Below are 400 nucleotides of genomic sequence, written 5' to 3' on the forward strand. Positions count from 1 at the left end.
TGCTACCGCTCGACTTGCATGTGTTAGGCCTGCCGCCAGCGTTCAATCTGAGCCATGATCAAACTCTTCAATTAAAAGTTCGATTTGCTTAAACAAGTTAAGCGATGCTCAAAAATTAACTTTCGTAGTACTCTTATAAGTGAACAAGTCACCTAAATGAATTACTGCTTGGTCACTCTTTAAGACTTGATATTTTTTGCCACCGAGGTGGCTGATATCGTCTTGTGAGTGCCCACACAGATTGTCTGATAAATTGTTAAAGAGCATGCCGCGGTTCGCAAGGAATCTTATGCGGCGCGGGAGGCGTATATTACGTTTTCCCGCTGAAGAGTCAAGAGATTATTCATTCGAACTTTCATCTTTTTCTCTTCCTGTCCGAGCGACTTCTCAGTCGTTGTTC

The 400-nt window shown here is 43.0% G+C and carries 1 rRNA gene; it reads right to left on the bottom strand.

Features of this window, described 5'->3' with window-relative positions:
- Positions 1 to 74: ribosomal RNA gene (locus tag J1779_RS00065) — 16S ribosomal RNA — on the bottom strand; the annotation flags it as partial.
- Positions 75 to 400: the final 326 nt, after the last annotated feature.

This window comes from Rahnella rivi (assembly GCF_019049655.1).
GTDB classification, from domain to species: domain Bacteria; phylum Pseudomonadota; class Gammaproteobacteria; order Enterobacterales; family Enterobacteriaceae; genus Rahnella; species Rahnella rivi.